Genomic DNA, 23,783 nt, shown 5'->3' with positions numbered 1-23,783 from the left:
ACGCGGTGGCTGGGTTGGGGACCTGCTGAAATCCATCCGCACAGGCTCTGGTGCTGGGTCTCACATACTGTATACAGTAGGCGGCGTGGATCTGTACGAGTACCAGGCGAAGGATCTCTTCGCGCAGCACGGGGTCCCGGTGGGTCCGCCGCAGCGGGTCGTCGAGGATCCGGCCGACGCCCGCGCGGCAGCGGCCGAGTGGGGCGGCAGGGTCGTGGTCAAGGCGCAGGTGAAAACCGGCGGCCGTGGCAAGGCGGGCGGGGTCAAGCTCGCCGTCGACCCGGAGGACGCGGAAGTCAAGGCCGGAGCCATCTTGGGGCTGGACATCAAGGGGCACGTGGTGCGCCGGGTGCTGGTGACCCCCGCTTCGGAGATCGCCGAGGAGTACTACTTCTCCTTCTTGCTCGACCGGACCAATCGCACGTTCCTGGCGATGGCCTCGGTCGAAGGCGGGATGGACATCGAGGAGGTCGCTGCCACCAATCCGGCGGCCCTCGCCAAGGTGCCCGTTGACGCCATCAGCGGCGTCGACCTGGCCAAGGCCAGGGAGATCGTGACCGCCGCGCACTTCCCGGCCGAGGTGACCGAGGACGTCGCCGCGGTGCTGGTGAAGCTGTGGAACACCTTTGTAGCCGAGGACGCCACCCTGGTGGAGGTCAACCCGCTGGTCCGTGACCCTCAGGGCAACATTCTCGCCCTCGACGGCAAGGTGACACTGGACGAGAACGCCGGTTTCCGGCATCCGGGACACGGCGAGTTCGTGGACCGGGCCGCGGAGAACGAGCTGGAGCAGCGGGCCAAGGACAAGGGCCTCAACTACGTCAAGCTGGACGGCCAGGTCGGCGTCATCGGCAACGGTGCGGGGCTGGTCATGTCCACTTTGGACGTTGTCGCCTACGCGGGCGAGCGGCACGGCGGGGTGAAGCCGGCCAACTTCCTGGACATCGGCGGCGGCGCCTCGGCCGAGGTGATGGCCAACGGCCTGGAGATCATCCTGGGCGACGCCGACGTGCGCTCGGTGTTCGTCAACGTCTTCGGCGGCATCACCGCCTGCGACGCGGTGGCCAACGGCATCGTGGCCGCGCTGGAGATCCTGGGCGCGGAGGCCACCAAGCCACTGGTGGTGCGCCTGGACGGCAACAACGTCGAGGAGGGCCGCCGCATCCTGGCGGAGGCCGACCACCCGCTGGTGACCGTGGTGGAGACGATGGACGACGCGGCCGACAAGGCCGCCCAACTGGCAGCGGCGGGGGTGTGACTCGATGGCCATCTTCCTGACCGAGCACAGCAGGGTCATCGTGCAGGGCATGACCGGCGGCGAGGGCTCCAAGCACACCAGGCGCATGCTCGCCACCGGTACCAACGTGGTCGGCGGCGTGACCCCCGGCAAGGGTGGCCAGCGCGTCGACTTCGACGGGGTGAGCGTGCCCGTCTTCGGCTCGGTGGCCGAGGCCATGGCCGAGACCGGCGCGGATGTCACCGTGGTCTTCGTGCCGCCGCGCTTCGCCAAGGGCGCGGTGATCGAGGCCATCGACGCGGGCGTCGGCCTGGCCGTGGTGATCACCGAGGGCGTGCCGGTGCACGACACGGCGGTGTTCTGGGCGCACGCCTGCGCCACCGGTAACAAGACCCGGATCATCGGGCCGAACTGTCCGGGGATCATCTCCCCCGGCAAGTCCAACGCGGGCATCATCCCGGCCGACATCTCCGGCCCTGGCCAGATCGGTCTGGTCTCCAAGTCGGGGACCCTGACCTACCAGATGATGTACGAGCTGCGGGACTTCGGTTTCTCCACCGCGGTCGGCATCGGCGGCGACCCGATCATCGGCACCACGCACATCGACGCGCTGCAGGCCTTCCAGGACGACCCGGAGACCGCGGCCATCGTGATGATCGGTGAGATCGGCGGCGACGCCGAGGAGCGCGCGGCGGCCTACATCGCCGAGCACATCAGCAAACCGGTGATCGGCTACGTAGCCGGGTTCACCGCGCCGGAAGGCAAGACCATGGGCCACGCCGGCGCCATCGTCTCGGGTTCCTCCGGCACCGCCGCGGCGAAGCAGGAAGCGCTGGAGGCGGCCGGGGTCAAGGTCGGCAAGACCCCCAGCGAAGCGGCTCGCCTGATGCGGGAGTGCCTCAAACCCCTGACCGTGTAAGAAGAAGTCCGAATGGAGCCGTCTTGACCAGTCCGATCCTGCGTTTCGACGTCAACCTCTCCATCCTGTTCACCGAGCTCCCGCTGCTCGAACGCTTCGCCGCGGCCAAGGCTGCCGGGTTCGACGCGGTGGAGCTGTGGTGGCCGCTGCCCGAAGCCGTGCCGCTGCAACGGGAACTGGATACGGTGCGGCACGCGATCGAGGACGCCGGGGTGCGCCTGGTCGGGCTCAACTTCGCCGCGGGCGACATGGCGGCGGGGGAGCGGGGCCTGCTGTCCCGGCCCGCCGACGTGCACCTGTTCCGGGAGAACGTCCACGTGGCCGTCGAGTTCGCCGGCCAGTTGGGCTGCAAGACGCTCAACGCCCTCTACGGCAACCGGGAACCCGGGCTGTGGCCGCAGGAGCAGGACGAGCTGGCCGTGGCCAACCTGACCTACGCCGCCCAGGCCGCCGACCGGATCGGCGCGACCGTGGTGGTCGAGGCGCTGAACTCGCACGAGAACCCGGTCTACCCCATCATCTCGCTCGCCTCCGCCTACCACGTGCTGGAGCTGGTGCGCGCGAACGGGCCGCGCAATGTGGCTTTCCTGGCTGACCTCTACCACCTGAGCCGGATGGGTGAGGACCTCGACACCCAGATCGACCGGCGGGCCGGGGAGTTCGGCCATGTGCAGATCGCCGACGCCCCTGGCCGCGGCCAGCCGGGCACCGGCGGCATCGACTACGAGAAGGTGCTCGCCCGCCTGCTGCTCGCGGGCTACCAGGGCCACATCGGCCTGGAGTACCGCCCCGTCGGCCCCAGCGCGGACAGCTTCGGCTGGCTGCCCAAGCTGCGGGCCGCGGTGGAGTCCACTGTGGAGGGATCGGCATGACGGCTGTCGGATTCATCGGCCTCGGCATCATGGGCGCGCCCATGGCCATCAACCTGGTGCGCGCCGGGCACCGGGTGATCGGCCACGACGTCTTCGGCACCGGCCCGGCCCGGCTGGCCGAGGCTGGTGGCGAGACCGCGGCCAGCATCGCCGAGGTGCTGGGCCAGGCCGAGGTGGTGATCACCATGCTGCCGGACTCCCCGCAGGTGGAGCAGGTGGCCCTCGGTGACGGCGGGCTGTTCGAGCACGCCAAGCCCGGACTGCTGCACATCGACATGAGCTCCATCCGCCCGGAGACCTCCCGCAAGCTGGCCGAGCTCGGCGCGGCGGCCGGGATCAGGGTGCTGGACGCCCCGGTCAGCGGCGGGGAGAAGGGCGCGGTGGACGGCTCGCTGTCCATCATGGCCGGCGGCGCGGCGGAGGACTTCGCCGCGGCGCTGCCGCTGTTCGAGGTGCTCGGCGGCACCATCGTCCACGTTGGACAGTCCGGCGCCGGTCAGACGGTGAAGGCGGCCAACCAGCTGGTGGTCGGCGGCACCTACGCGCTGGTCGCCGAGGCGATCGTGCTGCTGGAGGCCGCCGGGGTGGACGCCGACCGCGGCCTGGACGTGCTGGCCGGTGGCCTGGCCGGCAGCCGGATCCTGGAGCTCAAACGCAAGTCCATGGTGGCCAGGGAGTTCGCGCCCGGCTTCCGGATCGACCTGCACCACAAGGACATGGGCATCGTGCTGGCCGAGGCCCGCTCGGCCGGGGTCGCCCTTCCCGTCACGGGAGTCACCGCGGCGCTGATCGCGGCGGCTCGTGGCCAGGGCTACGGCGCCCTGGACCACTCGGCCCTGCTGAAAGTGATCGAGAACCTCTCCGGACGAGGGAGCGACCCGCGATGAACAGCATGCCCTGCATGGAGGCCGTGGTCAGGGTGCTGGAGTCCGAAGGCGTGGACACCGTCTTCGGCATTCCCGGCGCCGCGATCCTGCCGCTCTACGCCGCACTCCAGCACAGCTCCATCCGCCACATCACCGTGCGGCACGAAGAAGGCGGCACGCACTCCGCGGACGGCTGGGCCAGGGTCACCGGCAACGTCGGGGTGTGCATCGGCACCTCCGGCCCGGCCGGCACCAACATGATCACCGGGTTGTACACCGCGCTGGCGGACTCGATCCCGATCATCTGCATCACCGGGCAGGCGGCCAAGGCCAAGCTGCACCAGGAGTCCTTCCAGGCCGTGGACATCGTGGAGATCGCCAAACCGGTCACCAAGTGGGCGGTGCAGCTCAAGGAGCCGGCCCAGGCGGCCTGGGTGTTCCGCGAGGCGTTCCGGATCGCCCGCTCCGGGCGGCCGGGGCCGGTGCTGATCGACCTGCCCATCGACGTCCAAAGAGGACTGTGCCGCTACGACCCGGCGCTGGACGCCCCGCTGCCGGTGGAGGTGCCGCAACCCAGGGCCGAGCCGGTGCGCGCGGCGATCGAGATGCTGCTGGCCGCTGAACGGCCGCTGATCCTGGCCGGCGGCGGGGTGATCGTGGCCGACGCCGCCGACGAGCTGCGCGGCCTCGCCGAGCACCTGGGCATCCCGGTGCAGGTCACCCTGATGGGCAAGGGCGCCTTCCCCGAGGACCACGAGCTGTTCGCCGGCATGGCCGGGTTGCAGACCCAGACCCGGTGGGGCAACGCGGCCTTCCTGGAGAGCGACTGCGTGCTCGCCGTCGGCGCCCGCTTCGGCGACCGGCACACCGGCGACCTGGAGACCTACACCAGGGGCCGCAAGTTCATCCACGTCGACATCGAGCCCACCCAGCTCGGCAAGGTCTTCGAGCCCGACCTGGGCATCGTCGGGCACGCCAGGCCTGCCCTGGCCGCGCTGGCCTACCACGCCAAGGAGCTGACCAGGCCGCGCACCCCTGGCGAGTGGCCCAAGCGGATCGGCGAGCTGCGCGAGACGCTGCCCAGGCGGGACGACTTCGACGACGTGCCGATCAAACCGCCCAGGGTCTACCGGGAGCTCAACGAGTTCTACCCGCCGGACACCACCTTCGTCACCGCGATCGGGCTCTACCAGATCTGGTCCGGCCAGTTCCAGCGCACCTACCTGCCCCGCCGCTACCTGGTCTGCGGCCAGGCCGGGCCGCTGGGCTGGGAGATCCCGGCCGCGATCGGGGTCAAGTGCGCCTACCCGGAGCGCACCGTGGTCGCGGTCTGCGGCGACTACTCCTTCCAGTTCCTGATGGAGGAGGTCGCGGTCGCCGCCCAGTACGAGATCCCGTTCGTCATCGTCATGGTCAACAACGAGTACCTCGGGCTGATCCGGCAGGCCGAGATCCCCTACGACATGAACTACGCGGTCGACCTGCACTACGGCAGCAGCGGCATCGACCACGTGAAGGTGATGGACGCCTTCGGCTGCTCCGCGGTCCGGGTGGAGGAACCCGGCAAGATCCGCGAGGCGCTGGCCTGGGCCACCGAGACCGCCGAACGCGAGCGCAAGCCGGTGCTGGTGGAGGTCATGGTCGAACGCGAGGCCAACGCGGCCATGGGGCAGTCCCTGGACGCGATCAAGGAGTTCGAGCCCGCGCCCGAGCTGGCGCCCGCCGCGGACTGACCGCCTCAGGCGGGTGACCGGGGACCTCAGGCCCCCTTACCCCCTCAACCGGGCGGGGTAAGGGGGCCTGAGGGGTCTCGGGTAAGGCGTCCGACGCCCGGAAGGTAGGTGATCGCCGGACGCGGGCGGTCACCCCTCAGCAGGACAGTTCTCCTCACAACGACAGAAGCTCGAACGAGGAGAACACCATGATTACGTGGACTGACCAGGCACTGCGGGCCGAAATCGCCTACCGGGCCGAGCGCGCCGAGCACGCGATGGGCCACGGCGAGGGCAAGGACCGGATCGCCCGCCGGTGGCTGGGCATCGTGCGCAAGGACGAAGAGCCCCAGCCCGAGCCCGACCCCGAGGAGCCCTCGGAACACTACCGCCACGCCGCCTGAAACCGGGTCAGGAATGTCGGCCGGGTATGCCACGATTCAGGACGTGGCACGGTTGGGTTCAGGAATTCCGCTCGTCGCGCGGGGCGCGCAGCTGCGCCAGCTCCGCGCGGCGTTGCGGCAGGCGGTGCGCGGCACGCCCGGCGCGGTGCTGGTGGCAGGGGACGCCGGGGTGGGCAAGTCCCGGCTGCTCACCGAGCTGAGCGAGCTGGCCGCGGCCGAGGACGCGCTGGTGCTCACCGGCCGCTGCCTGGACGTCGGCGAGGGCGGCCTGCCCTACCTGCCGTTCGTGGAGGCCCTCGGCCAGCTGCGCGAGGGCCACCTGGACGCGCTGCGCGCCCATCCCGCGCTGGCCAAGCTGCTGCCGGAGCTGCTGCCCGAGCACGTGGTGCCCTACGACCCGCGCGCGGGCGAGCAGGACATGAGCCAGCTGCAGATGTTCGACGCGGTGCACTCGCTGCTGGTCGAGCTGGCCGCCGGGCGCACCGTGCTGCTGGCCCTGGAGGACCTGCACTGGGCCGACGGCTCCACCCGGCACCTGCTCTCCTTCCTGCTCTCCCGGCTGCGCGTGGGCAGGCTGCTGGTGGTGGCCACCTACCGCAGCGACGACCTGCACCGCCGCCACCCGCTGCGCCCGCTGCTGGCCGAGCTGGTCCGGCTGCCCGCGGTGGAACGCCTCGACCTGGCCCCCTTCACCGACACCGACGCGCGCACCTTCGTCCGCCGCCTCTCCGACGGCACCCTGGCCGAGGACAAGATCGCCCAGATCGCCGAGCGCTCCGAGGGCAACGCCTTCTTCGCCGAGGAGCTCATCGCCGCCTGCGCCGACCAGGACGACCGGGTGCCGATCGGCCTGGCCGACGTGCTGCTGGCCCGGATCGAACGGCTCGCCCCGGCCACCCAGCAGATCATCCGGGTCGCCTCGGTCTCCGGCCGCCGGGTCACCGACGCCCGGCTGCGCACGGTCAGCGGCCTGCCCGAGGCCGAGATCGAGGCCGCGCTGCGCGAGGCGGTCACCCACCACGTGCTGCTGTACAAGGACGACAACCACGCCTACGTCTTCCGGCACGCCCTGCTCCGCGAGGCCGTCTACGCCGACCTGCTGCCCGGCGAACGGGTCCGGCTGCACGCCGGGTACGCCCGGTTCCTGGCCGCCAAGGACGGCAGGCGCGGGGTGGCCGCCGAACTGGCCCACCACAGCCTGGAGAGCCACGCGCTGCCGCAGGCGCTGGCCGCCTCGGTGGTCGCCGCCCGCGAGGCCATGGAGGCCCGCGCCCCGGCCAAGGCGCTGCGGCACCTGGAACAGGCGATGAAGCTGTGGGGCGCGGTGCCCGACCCGGAACAGGTCAGCGGCGGGGATGAGCTCAGGCTGGTGCACAAGGCGATGTACACCGCCAGCCTGGCCGGGGAGGACGACCGCGCGCTGGCCTACGGGCGCACCGCGGTGCACATGGCCGAGGAGCTGGGCGACCCGGTGCGCGCGGCCGAGGTGCGGCGCAAGTACGTGCAGACCCTGCTGGCCCTGGAAGGCAAGCGGGACAAGGCGCACCAGGTGATCGAACGCGCCTGGCAGCTGGTCGCCGACCAGCCGGCCAGCCCGACCCGGGCCTGGGTACAGGCCATGCGGGCCAGGGTGGCGATGAGCGCGGACGAGCAGAGCTACGGCCCGGCCCGCGAGTACGCCGAGGGCGCGCTGGCCGACGCCAGGGCCAGCGACGCCGTCGGCGCGGAGACCGACGCGCTGGTCTCGCTGTCGGTGATCCTGGTCCGCGGCGGCGAGGTGGCCGAGGCGGTGCGGCGGCTGCACGAGGCGGTGGAGCGGGCCCGCGCCGCCGACATCCCCAGCGTCGAGCTGCGCGCCTGGTTCAACCTGGCCGTCACCCACTACGAACAGGGCCTGCTCACCGAGGCGCTGGAAGCCGCGGCCAGCGGTGGCCGCCGGGCCTCGGACACCGGCCTCAACTGGAGCCCTTACGGCACCGAGCTGCGGGTGCTGCACATCCTGCTGCACTACGTGGCGGGCGACTGGGACGCCGCACTGGCCGCCGCCGACCTCGGCACCTGCTCGGTGCCGGACATCGCCAGCGCCCGGCTCACCGCGATCTCGCTGTTCCCGCTGGTCGGGCGAGGCGAGTCGGCCGTGGCGCTGGAGCTGGTGCGGCGGCTGCGCCCGGAGTGGCACAAGGACTGGGACATCGCGGTGATCGCCGCGGCCTGCGCCGCCGACGCCGAGCTGTGGCAGGGCCGCCCGGACAAGGCCCTGGAGTGGATCGAGGAAGCCCTGTCGGTGGCCCAGCGCCACCGCGAGCTGGCGGTGATCCGGATCGGCACCCTCGGCCTGGCCGCGCACGCCGAGCTGGCGGCCAAAGCCAGGCAGCGCAAGGACATCGAGGCCCAGACCCGGCACGGGGAGGCGGCGGAGCGGCTGCTGGCCCAGATCCGCCAGGTGTCCACCGTGGCCGCCCCGCGCAGCGGCGAGCTGGGCCCGGAGGCCAGGGCCTGGCTGGCCCGCGCCGAGGCCGAGGCCGCCCGCGTGCACGGCGAGGACACTCCGGCGCACTGGAGCGCGGTGCTGGCGGAGTTCGGCTACGGCCACACCTACGAGCAGACCCTGGCCCGCTACCGCCTGGCTGCCGCCTGCCTGGCCGCGGGCGACAAACCCGCCGCCGAGACGGCGCTGTGCCAGGCCACCGAGGACGCCACCCGGCTCGGCGCGGCCCCGCTGCTGGACGCGCTGGCCAAGCTCGCCCGCCGCGCCCGCCTCAACCTGGCCGGACCGGCCCCGCAACGCGACACCGTCGACCCGTTCACCCCACGCGAACGCGCGGTGCTGGCCCTGGTCGCCCTCGGCCACACCAACCGGCAGGTCGGCGCGGAGCTCTACATCAGCGAGAAGACGGTGAGCGTGCACCTGAGCCGGGTGATGGCCAAACTGGGCGCCGCCAGCCGCACCGAGGCGGTCACCAAGGCCCATGAACGGGCCCTGCTGTAGTGCTCAGCGCAGCGAGCCTGCCGCGTGCAGCTCGTCGAAGATGATCTTGTCTACCGGTGCGACCCGCTCCCGGTCGGCGTAGCCCAGCCAGACCACCTCGGCGATCTCGCTGCTGGCCACCGGCGTGCCGGTGTACTCGGCCGAGTAGCAGGTCATCCGCACCAGCACGCCCTCGGCGTGTCCGTGCGCCTGCGCCTGGAAGGTGCCCACGTGCACCGCGGTCTCCGGCGCGACCGCCACGCCCAGCTCCTCGGCGATCTCCCGCACCAGGGTCTGCACGTCGGTCTCGCCGGGCTCCCGCTTGCCGCCGGGCAGGTAGTAGGCGTCCTTGCCGTGCGAGCGGGTGCTCAAGACCCGGCCGTCCGCCAGGTCGATCAACGCGATCTTGTCGATGATGCGCATGTTCCCCATTGTCGGCGACGGTCAACCCCTACCATGTGCGCGTGACGCCGGAACTTCAGCGCAAGCTCGACCACGCCTTCGCCGCCTTCGATGAGGACCACGACGGCTACATCCAGCTCAGCGACCTGGAGGAGCGCAGCAGGCGCTTCTGCGTGCGGTTCAACGAAACCGACTCGCCCAAGGGCAACGCGGCCCTGGAGGGCATGCGGTCGCACTGGCAGGCGCTGGTGGAGCTGACCGACAGCGACAACGACGGCCGGATCAGCAAGGCCGAGTTCATCGACGCCGTCGGCACCGCGCTGGCCGAACCGGACGCCGGTTTCGACCGGGTGTTCCGGCCCGCGCTGGCCGCCGGATTCGCGCTGGCCGACACCCACGACGACGGGGCCATCGGGGTGGAGGAGTTCGTCGCCTTCATGTACCTGGCCGGTTTCTCGCTGGCCAAGGCGCCGAGGCTGTTCGCGCTGCTGGACACCAACGGCGACGGCAAGGTCAGCGTGGAGGAGTGGCTCACCGCCTTCAAGACCCACTACACCGAGGCCACCGCCGACCTGGACCTCCCGGTCAACGCCTTCTTCGGCAGCACCTGAGATATCGGTCGCATACACACCGTCCACACGCGACGCTGACTACCATTGACCGGTGATTTCCGGGCCACCCAGCACCCTCCAGGGCCACGACGGCGACGCTGTCCTGCACCAGGACGCCGTTGAGCTGCACTTTCCGCGACGCCTGAGCACCAGGCAGGTCAAGAGCGCGCGCAGCCCCCGGCGGGTGCCGCTGTCCGCGATCACCGACGTGGAGTACGAGGCCGGCGGCCGCTACCCGTACCTGCGGCTGCGGCTGGCCGGTGAGCTGCCGGGGCACGAGCCGCCGCTGCCCGAGCTGGACGTGGACGCGCTGGTGCTCCAGCCCGCCCGCCGCGCCGACAACGACGCCTTCGTGGCTGAGCTGCGCGCCGGTCTCTCCGCCGAGCCGGCCCCGGAGCCCCGGCTGCTGTCCCCGGACGCGCACGCGCCCGGCCTGCCCCGGGTCACCGAGCCGGTGGACCTGCGGGTGTCCACTTTGGACGGTGTGGTCACCTTGGACGGGCAGCGGGTGGTCATCGAGTTCAACTCCACCATGCGCAAGCCGCGGCGGCGGGAGATCGCGGTGCGGGAGATCCAGGGCGTGGAGTTCGTGCCCGCCAAGCCGCACCGGTCCGGGCTGGTCCGGTTCCTGGTGCCGGGCGCGGAACTGCGGCCGGACCCCCGGCGTGATCCACACACCGTTCGGTTCATGGCCGGTACCGAGGAGGGCCGGATGGCCGACCTGGCCGCCGAGCTGGCCGCCCGGCTGGTGCCAGCCGCCGAATCCGTGCTGGTGGCCCAGAACTAGACCGCCAGCGGCGGGCACACCAGCATCGCCGCGTCCAGTTCCGCGTGTGCCTCGGGATGTTCGGCCCACCACTGGGCGAAGGTCGGGTTCCTGTCCACAATGGACCGATAGGCGTAGGCGGCGCTGGCGAAGACCTCGTGCGCCCGCCCGGCCAGCGCGCCGTCGGTGCGCACCCCGACCATGATCGGCACCTGTAGCGGGTCGCCGCGCAGTGGCCGCACCGCGATCCCGTTGCCACTGCGCGAAGCGGGCGCGGCCAGTGACACCGCGCCGTTCTCCACCAGCACCCGCGCCATGCCCGCTTCCCAGGTGTGGTGCCGGATCCGCGGCGTGAAACCCGCGGTGGCGCAGGCGGTGTGCAGCTGCATGCGCAGGCTGTTGGCCTCTGGCGGCGGCACCACCCAGTCGCAGTCGGCCAGCTCGTCGAGGGAGATCACCTCGCGGATGGCCAGTGGATGGTCCTCGGCGACCGCGACGAACTGCGGCTCCAGCACCAGGGTGCGGATCTCCACCCCGCTGAGCTTGCGTCGCTCCAGCCCGTCGAAGCGCTCGAACACGGCCAGGTGCAGCCGCGCGGAGTTGAGCATCTCCACCAGGGTGTGGCCGACCGGCTCGATCTCGGTGCGCACCTCCGAGCAGGGCAGCCGGTTGCTCAGCTCGGCGACCAGCCGCGCCAGGAACAGCATCGGCATGCACCCGGCCAGCAGCGGCTGCGGGGTGAAGGTGCGCGCCCGGTCCTGCGCGGAGGCGAGCAGGTGGTCCAGGTCGTCGAGCACCAGGCGCGCGGTGTTGACCACGTAGCGGCCCAGTTCGGTGGGGGTGCTGCCGGTGGGGCTGCGGTCGAACAGCCGACCGCCCACCAGGCGCTCGACCCGTTGCAGCTGCGCGGTGAGCGCGGGCTGGGTGAGGCCGAGGCGGACGGCGGCTTTGCTCATGCTGCCGGTCTCGACGATGGCGCAGACCGCACGGAGATGCCGTAACTCCAGGTCAGCCATCAGCCGAAGTTATCGCCAATTCCGATGACCGGACACCCGACGTTCGGACGATATTTCAGTTCGTCCGCCGGACTCCCTGCCCTGCTATTCCGGCGGCCCTGTGGAAAGGACGACTCATGTGGTCAAACTGGAGGGGATGGGGTGCGTCGCTGGTCGCCGCCCTGGCCCTGACGACCGGGTTCGCCTCGACGGTAAATGCTGCGACAACCAACAATGACGATGTTCAGCCGCTGATCGTCGGTGGGCGCCCGGCCAGTCAGACGTATTCGTTCATGGCCTCCCTGCAAGGCGGCCAAGGACATTTCTGCGGCGGTTCGCTGATCACCCCGACCTGGGTGGTCACCGCGAAACACTGCGTCCAGGGCCAGAGCCCCGGTAGCTTCCGCGTCCGGGTCGGCACCACCACCTGGAACGCGGGCGGCGAGCTCGCCCAGACCGCGCAGATCGTGCCGGGCCAGGGCGACATCGCCCTGGTGCGCCTGAGCGCCCCGGTCAGCCAGGCCCCGATCCCGATCGCCGCCGACGCCGGCGCCGCAGGCACCGACACCCGCCTCATCGGCTGGGGCCAGACCTGTCCCACCCGGGGCTGCGGCGGCGCACCGGTGCAGCTCCAGGAGATCGACGTCCAGGTGCAGGCCAGCGGCTGCACCGACAACTTCAACCCGCAGACCGAGCTCTGCCTCGGCGGCCAGCCCAGCGCCGGCGCCTGCTACGGCGACTCCGGGGGCCCCTCGGTCCGCCAGACCAACGGCCGCTGGGAGCTCACCGGCGCGACCAGCCGCGCCGGCCGCGGCCAGCCCACCTGCGGCCAGGCCCCGGCGATCTACCTGAACGTGCCCGCGCACAAGCAGTGGATCGACCAGGTGACCGGCGGCGACCCCGGCCCCGGCTGCGGCAGCACCGCGGCCTGGTCCGCCGAGGAGCTGTACCCACCCGGAACGGAGGTCGCGCACAACGGGCGCAAGTGGCGCTCGGCCTGGTGGAACAGGGCCCAGGAACCGGGCGCGGGCCCGTGGTACTGGCAGGACATCGGCGCCTGTACCGCGTGACCCCGGGGGCGGCGCACGGGCCTGGCCCGTGCGCCGCTGCCATGGGCGGGGCGGGGATCCGGGCTGAGGTGGCGGTGGGGCAGGCCGGAGCTTCGCGAGGGGCGGCGGGGACTGGGATCGGTGCGATGGCGCGGCAGCCCTTGGCACGGCCCAGATCGGCCCGGCTGGCGCGGCCCGATCCGGCGCGGAGTGACGGCCCGATCCCGCTGACCGCGGCGTGGCCCGCCGTGGGGTGGCGCAGCTCGGTCCGGCTCGGTCCGGCTCGGCTCGGTCCGGCTCGGCTGGGCGCGGCGCGGCGAGGCCCGGTTGGGCCCGGCCCGGTTGGGCCCGGCCCGGTTGGGCCCGGCCCGGTTGGGTCCGGCTGGGCATGGCGCGGCGCGGCTGGGCTCGGCGTGGCGCAGCGTGGCGTGGCGTGGCGTGGCGTGGCTCGGCCTTACTCGTCGGCTCGGCGTGGCGCGGCCTGGCTCGTTCCGGCCCGGCCCGGCCCGGCCCGGCCCGGCGTGGCATGGCATGGCCCGGCGTGGCATGGCATGGCATGGTCCGCTGTGGCGCGGCCCGGGTTGCCCTGAGTGAGGCGGCGTGGCTTGGCCCGGCGCGGCTCGGCGACCCCTCGGTCCGGTCCGGCGTGGCCCCGGTCTGGCGTGGCCCGCCCTGGCCGAGATCGGTTCGGCGCGGCGTGGCGTTGCTCAGCCTGGTGCTGCGCTGCTCGACCTGGCTCGGCTTGCCCCGCTCCGCGAGCTGCGGTGCCCGGCTGTCACAGCCCGCGGGTCAGCACGCCCGTGATCGCCCGTGCCGCCGACTCCGGGTCCCGGCCCAGGTCAGCGGGCAGTGCTCCGGACAGCCACAGCGTGGCGAAGCCGTGCACCAGGGACCAGGCCGCGATCTCGCCGAGTTCCACGCCCTCCGGCCGGACCGAGCGCACGCCGCTGACCAGGACCTCGTTCGCTCGCTCGCGGGCGGTGGTCAGCGTGGGGTCGTCGGTGCGGTACAGCTCCGGCCGGAACATCACCTCGAAGTGGGCGCGGTGGCCGATCGCGAAGCGCACGTAGGCCACGCCGACCTCGGCGAAGCTGCCCGTGCGCTCGGCCGCACCTGCCAGGGTCTCGGCCAGCTTGTCGAAGCCCTCGGTGGCCAGGGCGGTGAGCACGCCTGCCTTGTCGCCGAAGTGGTGGACCGGCGCGGCGTGGGAGACGCCTGCGCGGCGGGCCAGTTCGCGCAGGCTGAAACCGGCGGGGCCCGCGTCGGTGATCGCGGTGACGGCCGCGTCCAGCAGCGTTCGGCGCAGGTCGCCGTGGTGGTAGGAGCCCTTGGTGCTCATGGGGGCAAGCCTAGTCGGAATCTTGTCGTTGACAAGATGGCTGGTGGGGGTGCATCTTGTCGGTGACAAGTTGTCAGTGACAAGATTGGTCTGGGGAAGGGTGGGGCGATGGCTCCGTTGGTGATCTTGGTGGTGGTAACGGCCGGGTTGTGGGTGGCAGGGCGGGCCGGGGTACGGGTGCTGCGGCCGTGGGCGGTGCCGTTGCGGGGCGGGCTGGCGGCGATGTTCACCGCGACCGGGCTGGCGCACTTCATCGGGCTGCGGCAGGAGCTGATCGCGATGGTGCCGCCCGTGCTGCCCGCGCCGGAGCTGCTGGTCACGGTCACCGGGGTGCTGGAGCTGGTCGGGGTGGCCGGGTTGCTGTGGACGCCCATGGCACGGTGGGCCGCGGGCGGGCTGACCGTGCTGCTGGTGGTGATGTTCCCGGCCAACGTCTACGCCGCGCTCAACGGCCTCTCGCCGGGCGTGGTGGACGAGTTGTGGCCGCGGACCGCGATGCAGGTGGTGTTCCTGGCTGCCACCATCGGGGTGTTTGTCGGTGCTCGGGGAACTTTTTCTCCTGTGCGCCGATGAGTTCCGTGCGCGCGGCTGGTCTACCCGGTGTACTGGCAGCCAGTCGTAGGAGGAGAACAGCGATGAAGTGGACCCTCGAAGTCATCGTGGTCCCGGTGTCCGACCTCGCCCGCGCCCGCGAGTTCTACGCAGGCCAGCTCGGCTTCGCCGTCGACCACGACACCCGGATCAGCGAGGACCTGCACATCATCCAGCTGACCCCGCCCGGCTCCGGCTGCTCCATCGTGATCGGCCGCGGTGTGGCCAAGATGGAGCCCGGCTCGCTCAAGGGCGTGCAGCTGGTGGTCGGCGACGTGCGGGCCGCGCACGCTGAGCTGACCGCGCGCGGAGTCGAGGTCTCCGAGGTCCAGTTCGCCGGGCCCGAGGGCTTCCGGGCGGCCACCGACGAGGACGACCTGAACAACACCGGCTTCATCTTCTTCGACGACCCCGACGGCAACAGCTGGGCGGTGCAGCAGATCACCAACCGCGGCACGGACTGAGGCCGTATGGACGCCGCCACCTTCACCGCCAGGCTGCACGCGCTGGCCGATCCGGTGGAGAAGGAGAAGCTCCAGCGCTACTTCAAGACCGGGCCGGGCGAGTACGGCGAGGGCGATGTGTTCCTCGGCGTGCGGGTGGCCCGGTTGTCCGTGCTGTGCAAGGAGTTCATCGACCTGCCCCCGGTCGAGCTGGACACCCTGCTGGGCAGTCCGCTGCACGAGGTCCGGGCCGGTGCGCTGTCCATCATGGACAAACAGGCCCGCCGCAAGCGCACCCCCGAGGATCGTCGCCGGGAGCTCTACGAGCTGTACCTGCGGCGGCTGGACCGGATCAACAACTGGGACCTGGTCGACATGGCCGCCCCGTACGTGGTCGGCGGCTACCTGCACCGGCGGGACCGGGCCCCGCTGTACGAGCTGGCCGCCTCGTCGAACCTGTGGGCGCGGCGCACTGCCGTGCTGGCCACCGCCTGCTTCGTGCGCGCCGGTGAGTTCGACGACACCCTGGCGCTGGCGGAGATCCTGTTGCGGGACAAGGAGGATCTCCTGCACAAGGCGGTCGGCTGGTGGCTGCGCGAGGTCGGCAACCGGGACCAGGGACGGCTGCTGGCGTTCCTGGACCGGCATGCGGCGGCGATGCCCCGGGTGATGCTCCGCTACGCCATCGAGCGGCTCCCGGAGGATCGCCGCCGCCACTACCGGGAGCTCAAGCGCGTCACAGCGTGAACGGCGTCAGGTGGCCCGCCGGCTCGATCACCGTGCTGCGCGGGCTCACCCTGGCCACCGCGGCGCGGAACTCCGGCAGCAGCCGGGGATCGATGTCCGGCTGGCCCAACGGGGTGTCCATCTTGTCGTGGTGGCTGGGGATGACGAACCTCGGCTTGCCCAGCGCGGTCAGCGCGCGCTCCACGAACTGGTAGGTGCCGCCGTTGCCCGCCGCGCTGAGCACCACCACGTCCGGGCGCTGACCGGCCAGCTCGGTCTCGATGAAGTTGCCGGTGCCCAGGAACAGCACGGAGAGCCGGTCGGCGATCTCGATCCGGTAGGCCAGCGTGCCGCCCTCCACCAGTTCGCCCACCGTCCTGGGCCGGGGCGGGGTGCTGACCAGGGTGCCGGGCAGGAAGTACTGGTGCGAGGAGCCGATGCTGTGCAGGCTGTGGAAGGCGCGCATGGTGAAGCCGCCGAAGTCCAGGTACTCGCCGCCGTGCAGCCCGCCGACCCGCTTAGGGTCCGCGCCCATCGCGGTGAGCAGGAGCCGGTTGGTCTCGGTGCCCACCGCCTTCGGCGTGCCCTTGTCCTTGCGGTGCAAGGCGTTCATCAGGTACGGCACATCGGCCATGTGGTCCCAGTGGCTGTGCGTCACCATGATCAGCTCGACCGGGGCCGGGTCGTCGACCACCGCGGCCAGGTTGCGCGGGTTGTTCGACAGCGGCGTGTTCAGGTCCACGTTGCCGTCCGGGCCGGTGTGCCGGAAGCGGCTCAGGTACGGGTCGAGCAGGACGCGGCGGTTGTCGAAGGTCAGCTCCCAGCCGGCCACGCCCAGCCAGCGGAACCGCACGCCGGCTGAACGCCAGCGGCCGAAGGCGGGTGCGGAGTCAGCGGCCGCGGCCGGGGTGGTCACGGCGGCGGCGGTCAGCGCGGCGCCCGCGGTGCCGGCCAGCGCGCCGCGCAGCAGGGAGCGGCGGCCCAGGGTCGAGGTGTCGGTGCAGTCGAGGCACATGCCGGCGAGTTGATCAGACGCCGAACCGGCATGTCCAACATCGGTATCACACCCGCTGCGATAAATAATCCGATATCATCCCTGGTCGTGGACCTGGTTCGGCATCTCCGCTACTTCCTCGAGGTGGCCGATGAGCTGCACTTCGGCCGGGCCGCGCAGCGCCTGGGCATGGCGCAGCCGCCGCTGTCCCAGCGCATCCAGCGGCTGGAGCGGGAGCTCGGCGTGCGGCTGTTCGACCGCTCGGCGCGGGCGGTGGCGCTCACCGAGGGCGGACGGCTGCTGCTGGCCGAGGCGCGGGAGCTGGTCGAACGGGCCGAGCGGCTGCGCGCGCTGGCCGGGCAGGTGGCGCGCGGGGAGATCGGCACCGTGCGGGCCGGCATCCTGCCCGACCTCGGCGGCGGGGTGATCGCGGCGCTGGTGGCCGCCTTCCGGGCCCGCTGCGCCGGGGTGGAGCTGGAGCTGCACGAGATCACCACCGCCGAACAGCAGCGCGGGCTTGCCGAGCGGCGGCTGGACGTGGGCATCCTGCGGCATCCTTTTGATGTCCACAGTGGACTGGCGCTCGGTCCGGTGCTGGTGCGGGACCTCGGTGTGGCGCTGCCCGCGCGGCATCCCCTGGCGGAGCGGGAGGAGATCGGATTGGCCGAGCTGAGCGGGGGACTGGTGCTCTTTCCCAGACAGGCCGCGCCCGCCCTGCACGATGAGCTGCTCACCGGCTGCGCCCGGCACGGGTTCACCCCGGCCGAGGTGCACCCGGCCAGCAACCCGGAGTTCGCGGCCGGGCTGGTGCTCAGCGGCGCGGCGGTCGCCCTGGACGACGGCAGCCTCGCGGGCAGGCACCCCGACCTGGTGACCCGGCCGTTGCGCGGCGCTCCGCTGACCCTGCGCACCTCCCCGGTCTGGCCGGCCGACCGGCCCACCGCGGCCACCGCCGCCTTCGCGGCCGCGGTGGCGGAAGTGCTGTGCGCGGCCGGTATGCGCCTGGCCGGGGGAGCGGGCGGCACCCTGCACCCGCGGCCGGTCTCGGAGTTCTGGGTATGAGCGGCGTCCGCGACCGGATCGAGGCCGCCTTCGCCGAGGCCGGGGTCACCGGCTGCCTGCACGCCGCGCACATCGACGGCCCAGGTCAGGTCGCCGTGCGCGCGGACACCCCGGTCACCCTGGCCAGCGTGTTCAAGGTGCCGCTGCTGATCGCCTGGCACCGCAGCGGACTCGACCCGGCCGAACAGGTCACCCTGCGCCCCGGCGAGCGCAGCGGCGGGCCGACCGGGATCGGCGCCATGCTCGACCCGGTCACCATGTCCCTGCGCGACCTGGCCTACCTGGCCATCGCGGTCAGCGACAACGCCGCCGCGGACGCCCTGCTGGACCGGGTCGGCCTGGCCGCGGTGAACCGGGCGATGGCCGAGCTGGGCCTGACCGGCACCACCATCCGGCACGGCGGCCGGGACTTCGCCGCCACCATGGCCGAGGACGCCGGCGGCCCCGACCCGGCGCTACTGGCCGACCCGGCCGTGCTGGCCCGGCTGCGGGTGCTCGACCCGGCGCGCACCAACCGCTCCACCGCCCGGGAGATGACCAGGATGCTCGGCATCCTCTGGCGGGACGAGACCCCCGGCGCGGGGCAGATCCGGCGGCTGATGGGACTCCAGGTCTGGCCGCACCGGCTGTCCTCCGGCTTCCCGTTCGACGACGTCCGGGTCTCCGGCAAGACCGGCACGCTGCCCACGGTGCGCAACGAGATCGGCGTGGTGGAGTACCCCGACGGCGGCCGGTACGCGGTCGCGGTGTTCACCCGCAGCGCCAGCGCCGCCTTCGCCCTGCCTGCCGCCGACGCGGTGATCGGCGCGGCGGCCCGCCTCGCCGTGGACCACCTGCGGGCACGCGGCTAGGCCGTGTCGCCGGAGCCCCGCCCGCGGTAGCCGCGCCGGTTCGGCCGCTGGCGGCACGGCCGGAACACCCGGATACGCCCGGTATGAGGGCGTCCCGGCCGCACCGCCAGCGACCGAACCGATCACGACTTCCGCAGACGGGGCTTCGGTGACACGGCCTAGCGCGGCTGCCGGGGAGCCAGGCGCGGCTGCGCCAGCGAGGTGTCCAGCAGCGCCGAACCGCCGGCGCTGAGCCGGTGGTAGGCCGCCCCGGCCCGCCGCTCGGTGGTGATCAGCCCCGCGTTGCGCAGCACACTGGCGTGCTGGCTGGCCCCGGCCAGGGAGATGTGCAGCAGCTTGGCCAGCTCGGTGGTAGTCAGGCTCGGCGTGGTGGCGATGGTGTCCAGCAGCTGCGCCCTGGTCCGGCCCAGCAGCGTGCCCAGCGAGGCGCTGCCCGCCGGGCGGTCCCGCAGCGACCAGGCCCAGTTGTCCACCCTGGTCACCGGGTAGACCAGCACCGGCGGCTGCTCCGGGTCCTCCAGCGTGATCGCGTGCCCCCAGCAGAAGAACGAGGGGATCAGCCGCAGGCCGCGGCCGCCCAGGTGCAGGTCCTGCTCGACCGGGTAGTCGACCTCCAGCACCGGGGGGCGCCAGCGCACCGAGGAGTGCAGCGTGCTGAACAGGGCGTCCAGGCCCCCGCCCAGCAGGGTCTCGCCCCTGCTCTGCCGGTCCAGCCGCACCGTGGCGGTCACCGCGGGCCAGTACGGGGCCAGCGCGACCTGGTGGTACTGCCGCAGCGCCGCGCCGAGGCGGTGCATCATGGTCGCCTCGCCCCTGGCCAGCTCCCCGGCCCAGCTGGGCAGCCTGCGTTCGACGGCCAGCCTGCTCAGGTCCCGGTGCAGCACCGGTTTCGCGGTGCCGCACAGCTGCTCGATCCCGCCGAGCAGGGTCTGCCCGTCCGTCGGCGGGGTCAGGAAGTCCACCGAGTAGCCGTGCGGCGGGGCGAGCATGGTCAGCAGCCCGGCCGAGGCGTCCAGCTCGGCGCGGGCGCTCTTGCGCCAGTGGCCGAAGGTCTGCGACCCGGTGGCCGCCTGCAACAGGTGCAGGCTGAGCAAGATCTCCCACAGCGGGTCAGCGCTGTCGTTGATCCGGACCCTGGCCAGGTCCGCTGGCGTGAAGTGGATGCGGAGCACGGGCGACTTCCAGCACAAGTCGGGTGGACGGGGCGCGGCTGGCGGACCGCTCGACCTATATGTTACAGGCTGCAACAGTTAGCTGACCCGTTAAAAATTGAACATCGAAAACTCTGTCAGGCGCCGGTCTCGTGGTGCGGCTCCGCCACGTTCTTGGACTGCGCGGAGTTGCGCTGCCGCAGGAAGATCGTGAACACGATCAGCACCCCGACCGCGAGGAACTCCGACTGCCAGTTCTGCATCGACTGCGACCAGAACTCGCTGCTGCCCAGGAACTCCCCGACGCCGACCGGCGGCTTGCCGTGCAGCGCCTGCTGGTCGTTGTGGGCCGCGGTGCCGGTGAGCAGGTGCAGGACGAAGGAGAGCAGGAACATGCCGATCAGCGCCAGGCCGAGGCTGTTCTCGTAGAGCTTGAGCACCCAGCCGCCGCGCTTGACCGGCGCGGGCGCGTCCGGGTGCGGCCGCGACTCCTGGTCCTTGTAGCCGTCGAGCGGGTTGGACTCCGGCGACCCCTTCTGCACCAGGAAGGCGGTCAGCAGCACGTAGGAGCCCATCTGCAGGAACTCCGACTCCCAGTTCTCGAAGGTCTGCTCGCCGAAGTCCCCGCTGAGCACGTAGTCCCAGTACGCCATGGCCGGTCGCCCGAAGTCGGCCAGCTCGTTGTTGTTCGCCTGCCAGCCGAAGACGCTCTGCAGCACCAGGAAAACCAGGAAGCTGCCGAACATCGCCAGGGACAGGCCGTTGAGCCACAGCCAGTGACGTCCGTCTCGTTTCGTGCTCATGCGTGCCTGGGTACCCGCTCTGACCTGCGTTGACGCGTGTCTACTTCGGACAGACCCGGGGACCGACCGGATCGGAGTATGGATCACCCCTGGCGGTGGCCTAGAGTTGCAGGCTGCGCTGCGTGTCGTGCGTAGCGGGACGGAGGTATTTAGCGGAATGGTCGAGCGCCTCGCCGTTGCCGGAGTGCACACGGATTCACGCACCCGCCCCACGGTCGCTTCGACTTTTCCGCCGACAGCCGCCGATACCGGCCGAGTCCAGCGTTTTCTGGACACCCAGCGGCCGGCCACCCCCTGCCTGGTGATCGACCTCGAGATCGTGCGGCAGCGCTACCTGGACCTGCGCGCGGCGCTGCCCGGCGCGGAGATCTTCTACGCGGTCAAGGCCTGCCCGGCGCCGGAAGTGGTGGCGCTGCTGGTGGAGCTGGGCGCCTGCTTCGACGTGGCCAGCCCGGCCGAGATCGACCTGTGCCTGGCCCAGGGCGCCCGCCCGGAGACCATCTCCTACGGCAACACCATCAAGAAAGCCGCCGACATCGCCCGCGCCTACGCCGCCGGGGTCCGCCTCTACGTCACCGACAGCGCCGAGGACCTGGCCAAGCTCGCCGAGCACGCGCCGGGCTCGGCGGTGTTCTGCCGCGTGCTGGTGGTCAACGAGAGCGCGGGCACGCCCTTCGGCAAGAAGTTCGGCTGCGCCGAGGACATGGCCCTCGACCTGCTGGCCGAGGCGCGCGAGCTCGGCCTGCGCCCGGCCGGGGTGTCCTTCCACGTCGGCTCCCAGCAGCTCGACCCGCACGCCTGGCACGACGGCATCGCCCAGGCCGGCCGGATCACCGCCACCCTGCGGGCACGCGGGATCGAGCCGGCCCTGGTCAACCTGGGCGGCGGCTTCCCGGCCCGCTACACCGAGGCCGCGCCGCCGCTGACCGAGTACGCCGCGGCGATCGAGCAGGCGCTCACCGAGCACTTCGGCACGGCCCGCCCCAGGGTGCTGATCGAACCCGGCCGCGCGATCGCCGCGGACGCCGGGATCATCCGCACCGAGGTGGTGCTGGTCGCGCGGAAGTCCTATGTGGACGACCGCCGCTGGGTCTACCTGGACATCGGCCGCTACAACGGACTCGCCGAGACCGAGGGTGAGATGATCACCTACCGGCTCGCGGCGGGCGCTGAGGACAGCGAACGCGGTCCGGTGGTGCTGGCCGGGCCCACCTGCGACGGCGACGACGTGTTGTACCAGCGCACGGTGTACGAGTTGCCCATGGCGCTCCGCGCCGGGGACCACCTCGACATCCTCAGCGCGGGCGCGTACACGGCCAGCTACGCCTCGGTGGAGTTCAACGGCTTCGCGCCACTGCCCACGCACTGCGTCTGAGGACACGACACCACCCACACCCATCCAACTCCCCATTCCCGTGCGGGATGGGCCTTCCCTGCGCGCGAACCCCGCGCGCTACTTCGACAGTAGGGAGGTTGATAGATGTCCATTGCTCCTGAAGCAGTGCAGACCGTCGGTTTGTTCAGCGGACAGCATGTCCTCGCTGAATTCGACGGGATCGACACCGCGTTGCTGGATGACGAGGTGTTCCTCTGCCAGATCCTGGATGACGCCCTGAAGCGGGCAGGCGCCACCGTGCTGCAAGTCATCTCCAAGCAGTTCGACCCGCAGGGGGTGACGGTGCTCGCCCTGCTGTCGGAGTCCCATGCCTCCCTGCACACCTATCCGGAGAACGGGTCGGTGTTCGTCGACGTGTTCACCTGCGGCACCAAGGCGCAGCCGGAACTGGCGGTCGCGCTGCTGGCCGAGGCCATGGGCGCCAAGTCCGCGCAGAGCCGCACCATCCGGCGCGGCCTGGAGAACGAGAACGAGATGAAGGTGACCCCATGACCAGTGTCATCGAGTCCACGCGGGTCATCCGCGAGCCCATGGGCGCGGGCCTGACCCGCGTCTGGGAGCTGAACGAGGTGCTGTGGGAGGGCGACACCGCCTTCCAGCACGTGGTGATCGGCCGCACCGAGCAGGGCGTGTCGCTGTTCTGCGACAACGACCGGCAGAGCACCGAGCTCAGCCAGGTGACCTACCACGAGGCGCTGCTGGTGCCTGGCCTGCTGCTGGCCGAGAAGGTCAAGCGGGTGCTGGTGGTCGGCTCCAGCGAGGGCGTGGTCTGCCAGATGTCGGTGGCCTTCGGCGCGGAGGTGGTCGACCACGTCGACATCGACGCCGAGTGCGTCAAGGTCTGCGCCGAGCAGCTGCCCTACGGCTACACCCCGGCCGAGCTGGCCGCGGCCGAGCGGCACGAGGGCCCGGTGCGGGTGCACTACACCGACGGCTGGCAGTACCTGCTCGACGCCGCCGCCGACGAGAGCCTGCGCTACGACATCGTGCTGGTCGACCTGCCGGACGAGCGCGAGGAGGAGGCCCAGCACAACCGCCTCTACGGCGAGGAGTTCCTCGGCATGTGCAAGGCGGTGCTGGCCCCCGGCGGCGTGGTGATCACCCAGGCCGGCTGCCAGACCATGTGGCGCAACACCACCCTGGTCCGCTCCTGGCAGCGGTTCAACGACACCTTCGGCACCGTCGTCTACTACGGCTCCGACGAGCACGAGTGGGCCTACCTGTTCGGCCGCGCCGACGAGGTGGACAACCCGGTGGAGAAGATGGTCGACCGGCTCAAGACCAGCAGCTACGAGCCGGAGTCGATCGACGCGGATGCCTTGCGCGGCAACAGCGTGCCGCCGTACCTGGTGCGCAAGAGCTACCGCTGATGCGCGCCTGCCGGTCCGCCGTGGTGGCGGACCGGCAGTGCGGCCTCAGCCGTAGGGGCCGCCGGACTCGCCGATCACCGGCGGCGCCACCGTCCTGATGTCACCGAAGATGTCCTCGGTCTCGATCAGGTACTCCGGCCGCCGGTGCTCCTTGTCCTCCTCGCCGCGGTCGTGAGCTGACCAAGCAAGAGCCGGCCACCGACCTGTTGCGAAAGAGGCGTGGCGCGCCAGCGACACGTCGTGAATCATGACTGTG

The 23,783-nt window shown here is 71.7% G+C and carries 24 protein-coding genes and 1 pseudogene; 18 read left to right on the top strand and 7 right to left on the bottom strand.

What is annotated here, in order from left to right; genetic code table 11:
• Nucleotides 1-85 precede the first annotated feature (85 nt).
• The 7 genes from sucC (at nt 86) to ACWDY5_RS35625 (ending at nt 8,999) form a co-directional block, all read left to right on the top strand.
• Nucleotides 86-1,258 (top strand): ADP-forming succinate--CoA ligase subunit beta, encoded by a 1,173-nt coding sequence (gene sucC, locus ACWDY5_RS35655; RefSeq protein ID WP_449726533.1) that lies wholly within the window; start codon nt 86-88, stop codon nt 1,256-1,258.
• 4 nt (nt 1,259-1,262) lie between these two features.
• On the top strand, nt 1,263-2,156 hold the full coding sequence (sucD, locus tag ACWDY5_RS35650; protein WP_449726532.1) for a succinate--CoA ligase subunit alpha: 894 nt from the start codon (nt 1,263-1,265) through the stop codon (nt 2,154-2,156).
• A gap of 23 nt (nt 2,157-2,179) precedes the next feature.
• Nucleotides 2,180-3,028 carry a hydroxypyruvate isomerase family protein gene (locus tag ACWDY5_RS35645; RefSeq protein WP_449726531.1) on the top strand — a complete coding sequence of 283 codons (849 nt, stop codon included), beginning with the start codon at nt 2,180-2,182 and terminating at the stop codon, nt 3,026-3,028.
• A complete protein-coding gene (locus ACWDY5_RS35640) occupies nt 3,025-3,915 on the top strand; it encodes a 2-hydroxy-3-oxopropionate reductase (protein ID WP_449726530.1) in 891 nt (296 codons plus the stop codon). Before ACWDY5_RS35645 ends, ACWDY5_RS35640 begins: the two co-directional genes overlap by 4 nt.
• 14 nt (nt 3,916-3,929) lie before the next feature.
• Nucleotides 3,930-5,627 carry a glyoxylate carboligase gene (gene gcl / locus ACWDY5_RS35635; RefSeq protein WP_449726555.1) on the top strand — a complete coding sequence of 566 codons (1,698 nt, stop codon included), beginning with the start codon at nt 3,930-3,932 and terminating at the stop codon, nt 5,625-5,627.
• Between the two features lie 188 nt (nt 5,628-5,815).
• On the top strand, nt 5,816-6,010 hold the full coding sequence (locus ACWDY5_RS35630; RefSeq protein WP_449726529.1) for a hypothetical protein: 195 nt from the start codon (nt 5,816-5,818) through the stop codon (nt 6,008-6,010).
• Between the two features lie 43 nt (nt 6,011-6,053).
• The gene (locus ACWDY5_RS35625) at nt 6,054-8,999 is read left to right on the top strand and encodes a helix-turn-helix transcriptional regulator (RefSeq protein ID WP_449726528.1); all 2,946 of its coding nucleotides are present in this window, start codon (nt 6,054-6,056) and stop codon (nt 8,997-8,999) included.
• A 3-nt stretch (nt 9,000-9,002) separates the two neighbouring features.
• Here the strand turns inward: ACWDY5_RS35625 and ACWDY5_RS35620 are convergent, their stop codons facing one another.
• Nucleotides 9,003-9,395, bottom strand: coding sequence for an NUDIX hydrolase (locus tag ACWDY5_RS35620; protein WP_252482696.1), 393 nt, complete (start codon nt 9,393-9,395; stop codon nt 9,003-9,005).
• Between the two features lie 47 nt (nt 9,396-9,442).
• Between ACWDY5_RS35620 and ACWDY5_RS35615 the strand changes: the two genes are divergently transcribed.
• Together ACWDY5_RS35615 and ACWDY5_RS35610 are read left to right on the top strand one after the other, a co-directional pair.
• A complete protein-coding gene (locus tag ACWDY5_RS35615; protein WP_449726527.1) occupies nt 9,443-9,991 on the top strand; it encodes an EF-hand domain-containing protein in 549 nt (182 codons plus the stop codon).
• A gap of 52 nt (nt 9,992-10,043) precedes the next feature.
• A complete protein-coding gene (locus ACWDY5_RS35610; protein ID WP_449726526.1) occupies nt 10,044-10,778 on the top strand; it encodes a DUF4429 domain-containing protein in 735 nt (244 codons plus the stop codon).
• On the opposite strand, the gene ACWDY5_RS35605 is transcribed toward ACWDY5_RS35610, so the two are convergent.
• The gene (locus ACWDY5_RS35605; RefSeq protein ID WP_252482636.1) at nt 10,775-11,773 is read right to left on the bottom strand and encodes a LysR family transcriptional regulator; all 999 of its coding nucleotides are present in this window, start codon (nt 11,771-11,773) and stop codon (nt 10,775-10,777) included. The two genes, ACWDY5_RS35610 and ACWDY5_RS35605, sit on opposite strands and share 4 nt — an antisense overlap.
• 116 nt (nt 11,774-11,889) lie before the next feature.
• On the opposite strand from ACWDY5_RS35605, the gene ACWDY5_RS35600 reads away from it, so the two are divergent.
• Nucleotides 11,890-12,822, top strand: a complete 933-nt coding sequence (locus tag ACWDY5_RS35600; protein ID WP_449726525.1) for a trypsin-like serine protease — start codon at nt 11,890-11,892, stop codon at nt 12,820-12,822.
• 754 nt (nt 12,823-13,576) lie between these two features.
• On the opposite strand, the gene ACWDY5_RS35595 is transcribed toward ACWDY5_RS35600, so the two are convergent.
• Nucleotides 13,577-14,140: a TetR/AcrR family transcriptional regulator gene (locus tag ACWDY5_RS35595; protein ID WP_449726524.1), complete on the bottom strand. Its 564-nt coding sequence runs from the start codon at nt 14,138-14,140 to the stop codon at nt 13,577-13,579.
• 108 nt (nt 14,141-14,248) lie between these two features.
• Between ACWDY5_RS35595 and ACWDY5_RS35590 the strand changes: the two genes are divergently transcribed.
• The 3 genes from ACWDY5_RS35590 (at nt 14,249) to ACWDY5_RS35580 (ending at nt 15,921) form a co-directional block, all read left to right on the top strand.
• Entirely contained in the window at nt 14,249-14,713 is a 465-nt protein-coding gene (locus tag ACWDY5_RS35590) for a DoxX family protein (protein WP_449726523.1), read from the top strand.
• A 62-nt stretch (nt 14,714-14,775) separates the two neighbouring features.
• Complete coding sequence (locus tag ACWDY5_RS35585) at nt 14,776-15,195, top strand: VOC family protein (RefSeq protein WP_449726522.1); 420 nt, start codon at nt 14,776-14,778, stop codon at nt 15,193-15,195.
• A 6-nt stretch (nt 15,196-15,201) separates the two neighbouring features.
• Entirely contained in the window at nt 15,202-15,921 is a 720-nt protein-coding gene (locus ACWDY5_RS35580) for a DNA alkylation repair protein (RefSeq protein ID WP_449726521.1), read from the top strand.
• On the opposite strand, the gene ACWDY5_RS35575 is transcribed toward ACWDY5_RS35580, so the two are convergent.
• Nucleotides 15,911-16,915 (bottom strand): MBL fold metallo-hydrolase, encoded by a 1,005-nt coding sequence (locus ACWDY5_RS35575; RefSeq protein ID WP_449726520.1) that lies wholly within the window; start codon nt 16,913-16,915, stop codon nt 15,911-15,913. The genes ACWDY5_RS35580 and ACWDY5_RS35575 overlap by 11 nt on opposite strands.
• A gap of 87 nt (nt 16,916-17,002) precedes the next feature.
• On the opposite strand from ACWDY5_RS35575, the gene ACWDY5_RS35570 reads away from it, so the two are divergent.
• Nucleotides 17,003-17,956: a LysR family transcriptional regulator gene (locus ACWDY5_RS35570; RefSeq protein WP_449726519.1), complete on the top strand. Its 954-nt coding sequence runs from the start codon at nt 17,003-17,005 to the stop codon at nt 17,954-17,956.
• Nucleotides 17,953-18,807: a serine hydrolase gene (locus ACWDY5_RS35565; RefSeq protein WP_449726518.1), complete on the top strand. Its 855-nt coding sequence runs from the start codon at nt 17,953-17,955 to the stop codon at nt 18,805-18,807. Before ACWDY5_RS35570 ends, ACWDY5_RS35565 begins: the two co-directional genes overlap by 4 nt.
• A 158-nt stretch (nt 18,808-18,965) precedes the next feature.
• Here the strand turns inward: ACWDY5_RS35565 and ACWDY5_RS35560 are convergent, their stop codons facing one another.
• The gene (locus tag ACWDY5_RS35560; protein ID WP_449726517.1) at nt 18,966-19,979 is read right to left on the bottom strand and encodes an ArsR/SmtB family transcription factor; all 1,014 of its coding nucleotides are present in this window, start codon (nt 19,977-19,979) and stop codon (nt 18,966-18,968) included.
• Nucleotides 19,980-20,095: 116 nt separating this feature from the next.
• Entirely contained in the window at nt 20,096-20,761 is a 666-nt protein-coding gene (locus ACWDY5_RS35555; RefSeq protein ID WP_449726516.1) for a DUF6766 family protein, read from the bottom strand.
• A gap of 301 nt (nt 20,762-21,062) precedes the next feature.
• On the opposite strand from ACWDY5_RS35555, the gene ACWDY5_RS35550 reads away from it, so the two are divergent.
• The 3 genes from ACWDY5_RS35550 (at nt 21,063) to ACWDY5_RS35540 (ending at nt 23,527) form a co-directional block, all read left to right on the top strand.
• The gene (locus ACWDY5_RS35550; protein WP_449726515.1) at nt 21,063-22,136 is read left to right on the top strand and encodes a type III PLP-dependent enzyme; all 1,074 of its coding nucleotides are present in this window, start codon (nt 21,063-21,065) and stop codon (nt 22,134-22,136) included.
• A 105-nt stretch (nt 22,137-22,241) separates the two neighbouring features.
• Entirely contained in the window at nt 22,242-22,649 is a 408-nt protein-coding gene (gene speD, locus ACWDY5_RS35545; RefSeq protein WP_252482623.1) for an adenosylmethionine decarboxylase, read from the top strand.
• Nucleotides 22,646-23,527: a spermidine synthase gene (locus ACWDY5_RS35540; RefSeq protein ID WP_449726514.1), complete on the top strand. Its 882-nt coding sequence runs from the start codon at nt 22,646-22,648 to the stop codon at nt 23,525-23,527. Before speD ends, ACWDY5_RS35540 begins: the two co-directional genes overlap by 4 nt.
• 45 nt (nt 23,528-23,572) lie before the next feature.
• On the opposite strand, the pseudogene ACWDY5_RS35535 reads toward ACWDY5_RS35540, so the two are convergent.
• Nucleotides 23,573-23,783, bottom strand: a pseudogene (locus ACWDY5_RS35535) (hypothetical protein); the annotation flags it as partial.

The organism is Crossiella sp. NPDC003009 (assembly GCF_053591555.1).
This window is presented reverse-complemented; position numbering and strand designations above follow the sequence as displayed.